General features: G+C 70.2%; 6 protein-coding genes. 3 read left to right on the top strand and 3 right to left on the bottom strand.

The genetic code is table 11. From position 1 onward, the window contains the following. The 3 genes from U9980_RS09810 to U9980_RS09800 form a co-directional block, all read right to left on the bottom strand. On the bottom strand, positions 1 to 2256 hold a 2256-nt coding region (locus U9980_RS09810; RefSeq protein WP_322767642.1), incomplete at its 3' end, for a sensor histidine kinase. Between the two features lie 46 nt (positions 2257 to 2302). After that, positions 2303 to 3433, bottom strand: coding sequence for an acyl-CoA dehydrogenase family protein (locus U9980_RS09805; RefSeq protein WP_322755804.1), 1131 nt, complete (start codon positions 3431 to 3433; stop codon positions 2303 to 2305). 221 nt (positions 3434 to 3654) lie between these two features. Next, positions 3655 to 4827: an acyl-CoA dehydrogenase family protein gene (locus U9980_RS09800; RefSeq protein ID WP_322767641.1), complete on the bottom strand. Its 1173-nt coding sequence runs from the start codon at positions 4825 to 4827 to the stop codon at positions 3655 to 3657. A 120-nt stretch (positions 4828 to 4947) separates the two neighbouring features. On the opposite strand from U9980_RS09800, the gene U9980_RS09795 reads away from it, so the two are divergent. The 3 genes from U9980_RS09795 (at position 4948) to U9980_RS09785 (ending at position 9718) form a co-directional block, all read left to right on the top strand. Beyond that, complete coding sequence (locus U9980_RS09795) at positions 4948 to 6693, top strand: glycerol-3-phosphate dehydrogenase/oxidase (protein WP_322767640.1); 1746 nt, start codon at positions 4948 to 4950, stop codon at positions 6691 to 6693. An 802-nt stretch (positions 6694 to 7495) separates the two neighbouring features. Further along, positions 7496 to 8701 (top strand): XRE family transcriptional regulator, encoded by a 1206-nt coding sequence (locus U9980_RS09790; protein ID WP_322767639.1) that lies wholly within the window; start codon positions 7496 to 7498, stop codon positions 8699 to 8701. 102 nt (positions 8702 to 8803) lie between these two features. After that, on the top strand, positions 8804 to 9718 hold the full coding sequence (locus tag U9980_RS09785) for an acyl-ACP desaturase (RefSeq protein ID WP_322767638.1): 915 nt from the start codon (positions 8804 to 8806) through the stop codon (positions 9716 to 9718). The last annotated feature ends 108 nt before the right edge of the window (positions 9719 to 9826 follow it).

The raw sequence follows: 9826 nt of genomic DNA, 5'->3' as shown, positions 1-9826 counted from the left end.
GGGTTCGAGGCAGGCCTTGCCGTCCGCGACGTCGGCGCTGACCTCAAGGACGGGTCCCGGCCACGACTGTGGCAGCCGAACCGGATCCACGAACGTCCCGGCCGCCACCGGAAAGGACACGAACACGCTGCCGGACTCGGGCGAGGACAGGACGGTCAGCAGCACCGGCCCGGCCGGAACCGAACGCAACGCCTGGCCGATCGCGACCACGATGCCCTCCTGCAGGACGCCTGGACACCGGCGCAGGTCACCGGCAAGCTGCACCTCGACGTCGATACCCCGCGACTCGGCGGCCTCCACCACCGGCTCCAGCACCCCGAGTGACCCGGGCGGACCAGCCGTGGAGGCCAGCGTCCGGCGCAGCACCGACGCCCGACGGGTGCACCGTTCCCGCACCGCAGGGTCACGCGGGTCGAGCTGGCCGCCGGCGATCGCGCGCAGCAGCGGCAGGGTGTCGCTGTCGATGTCACGCAGGCCACGATCACGGTCGGCGAGAATCCGCGCGGCCGCTTCCGTCCGGCCGGCGAGCTCGGCCTCGTCCTGCATGGCCTGGGCGGTGGCCTGCGCCGTGCTCCGCAACGCCGGGCCGAACGCGGTGATCAGTGCCTGCAGGGACCACAACCCGTACACGGACGTGCTAAGGCGGGAGAGCACGATCGGTCCGGTATCCCCGCCCAGCAGCACGATCGAGACGAGCAGCACGGTCGCGGCGGCCACGGCCACCAGCCACTCCCGCGCCGGGCGAGATACCACGACCAGCACGAGAAGTACCGGCAGCGCCATCGTGGTCGGCCAGTCGATCATCCTGATCGTGTCCCCGCCGGTGGTGTTGAGCCCACCGGCGACGGCGGTCGTGAACGCGAGGATGACCACGCCGGCGGCCTCCACCCGGTTGAGGCTGCGATGCCACATCACCCGGACTGCGAGGGCGACACCTGCGCCGATCGCCACCCACAGCGCGACCGATACGACCGGCCGGTGCACCCGGTCCCAGTAGCCGATCACTGTCAGGGCCAGCAGCCCCTGCCAACTGGCGACGGCGAGTGCGACCATCCGCCGCACGCCGGTGTCGTAGTGCCGGCGAAGGTAGCCGACCGCATCGGGCGGCTCGACCGGGGAGGCAGGCGCCCGCCAGGCCATCACGACCGTGGTTCCACGCCCGGGTCGACTGTCGATCTCAATGCTGCCGCCGACGTCGGCGACCCGTTCGGCGATCGAGGCACGCAGGCCGAGCCGCTGCGGATCTGTCCGGCCGGGATCGAAGCCGACACCTTCGTCGCTCACCGTGATATCAAAATGATCATTCCGGCAGTGGGCGACAACCGTCGCCCGGCGGGTGTGGGCATGTCGCGCGACGTTGGCCAGCGCCTCCCCGGCGGCGCCCGTCAGCGCCGCCACGACCAGCGACGGCGGATCCGCGCCCGCGTCCCGGTGGACGCGCACCTGCACATCGAGTCCGTTGTCACGGGCGTCCGCGGCGAGTCGACTGAGCCGCTCGGTGAGCTCGACGCGCGCATACCAGTCGTGTCCGGCGATGAGATCCTCCATCGCCTCGACGCTGCGCGCGCACCGGCGTCGGGTCGGCTCGTCGTCCGCGCCGCCGCCCCATCCGATGCCGGTGAGGGTGTTGAGCACCGTGTCGTGGATGACCCGTTCCCGTTCCCGCCGGTCGCGCCGGCGGGCGTCGGTGACCGTCTCGGCCCGCAACCGCTCGGCTCCGGCCGCCAACCGCGCGTCCGCGGCGACCGCGTTGCGCTGCAGCCTGGTCACGGCCAGCCGGAACACCAGGCAGACCGCGACGAGCAGGCCGGTGGAGCCGGCCACCTGGGGCATCGCCGTCGGTGCGCTGCTGAACTGCACAGCCGCAAGCACGGCGACAACCACGGGGAACAGGACGGCGGGCGCCTGCCAGGCAGCGGCGACGCCGGCTCCGATCAGCATCCGGTAGATCCAGGTGCCACCGTCGCCGAGAGACTGCGGCGGCAGCCACCTGGGAGCACCCACGCCGAGGACCACCGCCGTGACGAACTCCCCGACCACCAGCCAGTTCGGGATCCGCCCGCGCATGGCGCCACCGATGAAAACCAGGTCCCACAGCACGGCGCCGGCCACCGCCGCGAGTCGCTCGGCCGACCCGAGATACCAGCCGTTCCAGATGACGACGTACGCGACGAGGACACACAGCGACGCCACCCGTATGGCCACCAGCACTCGGGCGGTCACGGATTCCAGCGCGTCACGAGCACGGCCATGCACGAACCCTCAGTCTGGACCCCCGAAGCGGCCGGGTGACACGGAACCGTCAGGAACCGACCGCTGTCGGTGAAATCCCGTCGATGGTGAGGGCCGCGACCCGGTCACGGTGCTCGATCGGATCCCCATAGCTGTAGGCCTCGCGCTTAGCCCGCTTGTAGAAGAAATGGGCGTCGTGCTCCCAGGTGTAGCCGATCCCGCCGTGATACTGGATCATCGCGGCGGTCACGTCCCGGGCGGTCTGCGAGGCCTTGCTCTTGGCCACGGCGACCGCGAGCCGGCGGTCGGCGAGCCCGGCATCCAGCGCGTGCGCCGCATACAGGACCGCATGCTCCGACATGGTCACGGCGACGTGCAGGTCTGCGAGGTGGTGCTTGAGCGCCTGGAAGGAACCGACCGCCCGGCCGAACTGCACCCGGTCGCAGGCGTAGGCGACGGTGCGCGTCAACGCCTCCCTGGCAAGGCCGACGAGGTCCCCCGCCGTGAGCACCGCGCCCCGATCGAGAAGTTCGACGAACACGCCCGTGGACGAGCCGGGAAGGCGCTGCCCGGGTACGCCGTCGAGAACCACCGAAGCCGTGCGCACCGAGCCGTCATAGCTTTCCAGGCCGGTCACCTGGACCCCCGGCAGACCCGGTTCGACCAGGTACAGCCCGACCCCGCCGCCGGGTTCCAGGGCCGCCACCACGATGATCTCCGCCGCTTCGGCGTAGTCGACGGGCAGCGCAGACCCGGTCAACCGGCCCCCCTCGTCAGCGCCGACCCGCACGCCGCTGGGGTCGTAGCGACCGGTGGGCCCCCGCAGCGCCACCGTGGCCACCAGCGCACCCGAGGCGACGGCGGGCAGCAGGGCCGCCTTCTGCGCATCCGATCCCGCCAGCCCAAGCGCCTCGCCCGCGAGCACCGTCGGCAGCCACGGCCCGGGTACGACGCCCGCACCGAAGGCGCGGGCAACCACCTGGGCGTCCACCAGGCCGAGCCCCAGGCCGTCGTACTCCTCGGGGACGCACACGGCGAGCCAGCCCTGCTCGCCCATGGCCTTCCACAGCTGCGCGGGAATACCGGTGCCGCCCGGGTCCTCGAACACGGCACGGACGGCGCTGCGATCGAACTGGTCCGCGAGGTAGTCGCGGACGGCTTCACCCAGGGCGCACTGCTCGTCGGTGAGCGCGAAGTACATGGCTGGTCCTATCGGAGGCTCGAGGGAGTCAACGAGCATGGCCGAAGGCGGCGCGATCATTGCCCGTCCGCGCCGCCGGAGGCCCACGGAAATCAGCAGGCATGGCCGAAGGCGGCGCGATCATTGCCCGTCCGCGCCGCCGGAGGCCCACGGAAATCAGCAGGCATGGCCGAAGGCGGCGCGATCATTGCCCGTCCGCGCCGCCGGAGGCCCACCACTAGTCATCGAGGAAGCCCGAGGACCCGCTCGGCGACGATATTGCGCTGCACCTGCGACGAACCGCCCCAGATCGTCACCGAACGCGACCACATGGCCTCCTGCTGCATGGCGCGCAGGTCGGTGTCGGGGCGCGGCCGGGCGAGCGTCGCCTCCGGACCGAGCAGGTCGTCGAAGGTCTCCCACAGGTCCTGGTGCGTGTGCGACCACTGCAGTTTGGTCACAGATGACCCGGCCCCGAGGTCCTCGCCCCGTTCGACCTGGGTGAGCACGTGCATGGAGCGGTAGCGCAGGCACTCGAGCTCGACCATCCGGCTGGCGAGCTGCTGGCGCAGGATCGGGTCGCCGGTGCGGCCGAAGGTGGCCGCGGTGGCCACGATCTCGTCGAACTGCCGGCGCATGGCGGTGTACTGGACGATGCCGGAGGCCCCACGTTCGAACGACAGCAACAGCATCGCCGTTGACCAGCCGTTGCCGACCCCGCCGAGACAGTCACCGACCTTCACCCTGGCATCGGTGAAGAACACCTCGCCGAACTCGCTCGCGCCGCTGATCTGACGCAACGGCCGGGCCTGCACCCCGTCGGACCGCATGTCGATGAGCAGCATGGAGATGCCGCTGTGCCGCTGGGAGCCGGGTTCCGTGCGGACCAACGCGAAGATCTTGTCCGCGTACACGGCATTGGTCGTCCAGACCTTCTGGCCGTTGACGACGAACTCGTCACCGTCGAGCACGCCGCCGGTGCGCAACGCCGCGAGGTCCGAACCCGCACCCGGCTCGGAGAAACCCTGGCACCAGATCACCTCGTTGCGCAGCATCGGGCCGATGATGTCGCGCTTCTGCTCGTCGGTACCGATCGCCATGACGGTGGGGGCGAGGAAGGCCAGACCGAGGGCGTTGACCGTGTGTGGCGCCCCGGCACGCTGCGTCTCCTCGTCGTAGATCGCCTGCATGCCGGGAGTCCCGCCGCGCCCGCCGTACTCCCGCGGCCAGGAGATACCGGCGAAGCCTGCGTCGTATTTGCGGCGCTCCCAGTCCCTGCGCAGCTCAAACGCCGCTGCCTCGGGCATGGCCGACCAGAACGACCGGGACCGCCACCGCGGCGGGACGTTGTCCGCCAGCCAACCACGCAGCTCCGCGCGGAACTGTTCCTCCTCGGGCGTGAACGTGAGGTCCATCAGGCGGCTCCTGCAGGCGGGCTGTGGGCAACGCGGCATGCGGAGTTTATTTGCAGCGGGCACGATGTGACGTGTGTCCGCGCCCCACCTTGCATCCGCGCTCCGGAAACGGGGAACACGATGATCGTTCCGGCACGGCTCAACCCCACCACCCGGGACGAAGCCCTGCGCCAGATGGCGACCGACGTCGTCGACGTCGTCGTCATCGGCGGCGGCGTCACCGGTGCGGGGGTCGCGCTCGACGCGGCCACCCGCGGCCTGTCGGTGGCCCTGCTCGAGGCACGAGACCTCGCGGCCGGCACATCCAGCCGGTCGAGCAAGCTCATCCACGGTGGGCTCCGTTACCTCGAGCAGCGCAACGTGGCGTTGGTCGCCGAGGCGCTGCGGGAACGGGCGCTCCTGCTGGACACCCTGTGCCCGCACCTGGTGCGCCCGGTCCCGTTCATATACCCGATCACGCATCGGATGTGGGAACGCGCCTACGTCGGCAGCGGAATGCTGCTCTACGACACCCTCGGCGGCGGTCGCCGCAACGTGCCGCACCACCGCCATCTGAGCAGGCAGGCCGCGCTGCGCGCCGCACCGTCCCTGCGACCGGACTCCATGGTGGGGGCGATCCAGTACTGGGACGCCCAGGTCGACGATGCCCGCCACACCATGTTCGTCGCCCGCACCGCGGCCCACTACGGCGCCCTGATCGCCACCAGCGCCCGGGTGACGGGACTGCTGCGGGAGGGCGACCGGGTCAGCGGCGTCCGTGTCGACGACCTCGAGAACGGCGGGCAGATCGACGTCCGGGCCCGCCAGACCATCAACGCGGCGGGGGTGTGGACCGACGACATCCAGGCCATGGCCGGCGGTCGCGGTCAGCTCTCCGTCCGGGTGTCCAAGGGCATCCACCTGGTCGTGCCCCGCGACCGGATCCACTCCACCACCGGGCTGATCCTGCGTACCCGGACCAGCGTGCTGTTCGTGATCCCCTGGGGCTCGCACTGGATCATCGGAACGACCGACACGGACTGGAACCTCGACCTCGCCCACCCGGCAGCCAGCAGCGCGGACATCGACTACGTACTGGAACACGTCAACCGGGTGCTGCGCACACCGCTGACCAACGAGGACATCACCGGGGTCTACGCCGGGCTGCGGCCGCTGCTGTCCGGCGAGTCCGAGGACACCTCGCGGCTGTCCCGGGAACACGCGGTCGTCTCGCCGGTGTCGGGCCTGACCATGGTGGCCGGCGGGAAGTACACGACCTACCGGGTGATGGCCCGCGACGCGGTCGACTCGGCCGTCCATGGCATGAACCGGTACGTGCCAGCCTCGTGCACCGAGCGGATCCCGCTTCTGGGTGCCGAGGGCTACCAGGCGCTGTGGAACGCCCGGGAGACACTCGCCAACCGCAGCGGGCTGCACGTGGCCCGGGTCGAGCATCTGCTGGGACGCTACGGCAGCCTCGCCCGCGAGATCCTCGCCCTCATCGAGGAGCGCCCCGCACTTGGAGCGCCGCTGCGCGGGGCCAGCACCTACCTTGCGGCGGAGGCCGTGTACGCCGCGTCCCACGAGGGTGCCCTGCACCTTGACGACGTACTGACCCGCCGGACCCGGATCTCGATCGAAGCCTGGGACCGGGGCCTGGAGGCCGCAGCGCACGTCGCCGAGCTGGTCGGACCCGAGCTGGGCTGGGATCACGCGACCGCCGCCGCGGAGATCGAGCACTACCGGACCCGGGTGGCGGCCGAACGCGAGTCCCAGCGGCAGGCCGACGATCAGACCGCCGACGCGGCCCGACTGGGCGCCCCGGACGTGCGCGGCAGCGGCCGGCTCCGGCCCGCCGCGCCCGAGCCGGCCCTGGGCCGCGGGTAGCGGGTAGCGGGCCGCGGGTAGCGGGTAGCGCCAGGTCCGACAAAATACCCGCCGGCGACGCTCGCCAGCGGTCTGGAAAATGACAGCGAAAATGTCGCCGCGGCGCTGTACAGCCCGCGCCGTCGTCCGATGACGGCGAGAAATGCGACGATTGCTCCGCGTTGTCTACCGAGGTCAAGAGCTGCGCCCGGGGCTGTGGCAGACCCCCGCACTGCACCGAAAATACCGTTCTGGGAATTATCAGAATGGCCGTAGAAATAGTCCGTGTGACAACACGGCAGTCAACAAACATATGCCGGCCAACATATTTCTGGCTGGTAAACACACCGGTAACCTGTCACCATATCCGCTGACGCCGACCGGTGACCCAGGGCATGACCACTAGGCATGCGCGGCATGAGTGGTAGGTTCTCCAGGTAGCGAGACCCCATGTTCGCGGAACACCGGACCGGCCCGCCGTGCCTCCCGTTGCGGAGTCTGCCTCTTCTGGAGGTGTGTCTATATACAGATGCCTCGGCGCCGACCAGCAGGTTTGTCACGGCCCGGTTACGCACGAGGGTGAGCGACCTCAACAGGCGCCGTATTATACGGATCGCCGCATTGCCGAGTACGCCCCCTTGGGCCGGTCTCCCGCATATCGGCCGGTGAAGATCCGGAAGGGACGCTGTACCATCCGAAGCCGGCTTCTGACGAGGGCAAGCCACGGGATAATACGAGGGGAACAGCAACCGACGTAAACGGGCGCTGTTTTCGCACGGCTACGATCAACAGTAGCTCCGCCCGGAGACGGGAGAAACCCGCCGTGACAATGCACGCGCACCCAGGATGGGATCCGCACAGACTCCGGCAACTCCACGACGCGACCGCACCGCCATCCGCCGAACAGCTCATGCCCGCGAACACCGACATCGACCTGCTGTGGACGGGCGACGGTCTGGCCCGAGGGCTTGCGGAGATGACCCGTGACAAGCGGCCGCCCCGCTTTCTCCCGGTGTCGGGACCGTCCCTGGGCTCGGCCGCCGAGCGTTGGCTCATGGCACGGACATGCCAGCGTCGGGTCGCCACGGTCGGTCAGCTTGTCGATGATCCCCTGGTGCGTGGCTTTGAAGAGCGCGTCGACGCGCTGCGGCGGATGAGCGACATCCTCGGCGGCACCGACGTGCACGCGCTGTCCATCACCGAGCTCCGCATCACCGTCCGGCTGCTGCGCACCGGCATCCACAACGACATCCATCAGGCCCGGCTGTACGCGGTGGCCGCCGAGCTGGCACGACTGGCCGGATGGGCCATGTACGACGTCGGGCAGTACGGCGCCGCACAGCGATGCTGGCTGGTGGCGCTGCGGGCCGCCCACGAGGCGGGTGCGCCCGCCCTGGGTGCCAACGTCCTGCGCTGCATGGCGGAACAGGCAACGTGGTACGGGCAGCCGGCCGACGCGGTCACCCTGCTCCAGTCGGCCCAGGCCGGCGCCCGCAGTGTGTTGAGCGCCATCGAACGGGCCGTGATCGCGGCTGACCTGGCCGTCGCCCACAGCCGCACGGGTCACCGTGTGGAGGCCGCCGCCGCGACCACGCTCGCCTACTCGCTGATCAACGAGGTCCGCCCGGAACGGAACCCCCCCTACATGTACTGGGCCGGCCGCAAGGACATCTCGTTCGCCGCCGGCGAGGCTCTGCTGTCCGGCGGCGACCCGGACCGGGCGATACCCCACTTCCAGGCAGCGCTCGACGACCTCGACGGCCTCGACGACGAGTTCCCGCGGAACCGGGTCGAGTTCCTGACCAGACTGGGTGTCGCCCATGTCCGCACAGGCGGCGCCGATCGGGCCATCGCCCTCGGGCACGAGGCCATCACCCACGCGGCAACCATCGACTCCGGGATGACCCGCCGCGACATCGCCCGTCTCTGCCAGGAGATCGAGCAGGCCGGGCATGCCGGCGCGGCCGCACTGGTTGACCACGCCCGGCGCGCGCTCGGCCCGGCAGAGGTGGCCGCGGCGTCGTCCTGACGCGATCGCGCCCCGGAACTGTTCTCGGGGAACAGTCCTGCGACTCCGAATCCCACCTGCCCGGCCTAGCCCGCCATCCAGTTGGCCTGCGAGGGTATGCCCATGACCTCGTTCACAGACATTGACCTTCTGCGTGAGCTTGAGCCCGTTGCCGCGGCCAACCTCGACCGCCACCTGGGCCTGGCCGCCGAATGGATGCCGCACGAGTACGTCCCGTGGAGCCAGGGCCGCGACTTCGACACCCTGGCCTGGGAGCCGGACCAGTCCAGGCTGTCAGACGTCGCCCAGGTCGCCTTCGAGGTCGGGCTGCTCACGGAGGACAACCTGCCCAGCTACCACCGTGTGATCGCGACGACCTTCGGGCGGGACGGCGCCTGGGGTACCTGGGTGCACCGCTGGACGGCGGAGGAGGGACGCCACGCCATCGCGATGCGGGACTATCTGATGGTGACCCGTGGTGTTGACCCGGTGGCCCTTGAGCGGGGCCGCATGATCCAGATGCAGCACGGGTTCGACGGCGACGAGAAGACACCGCTGCGCGCCATCGCCTACGTCTCCTTCCAGGAACTCGCGACGCGGATCAGCCACCGCAACACGGGCCGGTTCACCCAGGACCCCACCGCGGAGAAGTTGCTCGCCCGGGTGGCCGCGGACGAGAACCTCCACATGATCTTCTACCGGAACCTGATCACCGCCGCGCTGGAGATCGCCCGGTCCGCGACGGTCCGGGCCATCGCCGAGGAGATCGTGACGTTCCAGATGCCCGGGACGGGTATCGACGACTTCGATCGCAAAGCCAAGCAGATCGCCCGGGCCGGGATCTACGACCTTCGCATCCACCACGACGAGGTCGTCACGCCACTCCTGCGGCACTGGAAGTTCTTCGACCTCGACGGCCTCGACGCCCAGGCCGAACAGGCCCGCACAAACGTCGCGCAGTACCTCGAGGCTGTCGATGGTCTCGCCAGGAAGTACGAGGAGAAGCGCGCGAACGCGCTCGCCGCCGCCCGGGCCTGAACCAGCGCCGCGGGCCGTGTGGCACACGGATCAGCAGGACTGACCGGCGGGGTGGTGCCGTGGCCGGTGGGCCGCGAGACAATGACCTAGGGCCTACCGGCCTACCGG

The sequence above is a fragment of the Protofrankia sp. Cr1 genome, from assembly GCF_963555865.1.
Taxonomy (GTDB): Bacteria; Actinomycetota; Actinomycetes; order Frankiales; family Frankiaceae; genus Protofrankia.
This window is presented reverse-complemented; position numbering and strand designations above follow the sequence as displayed.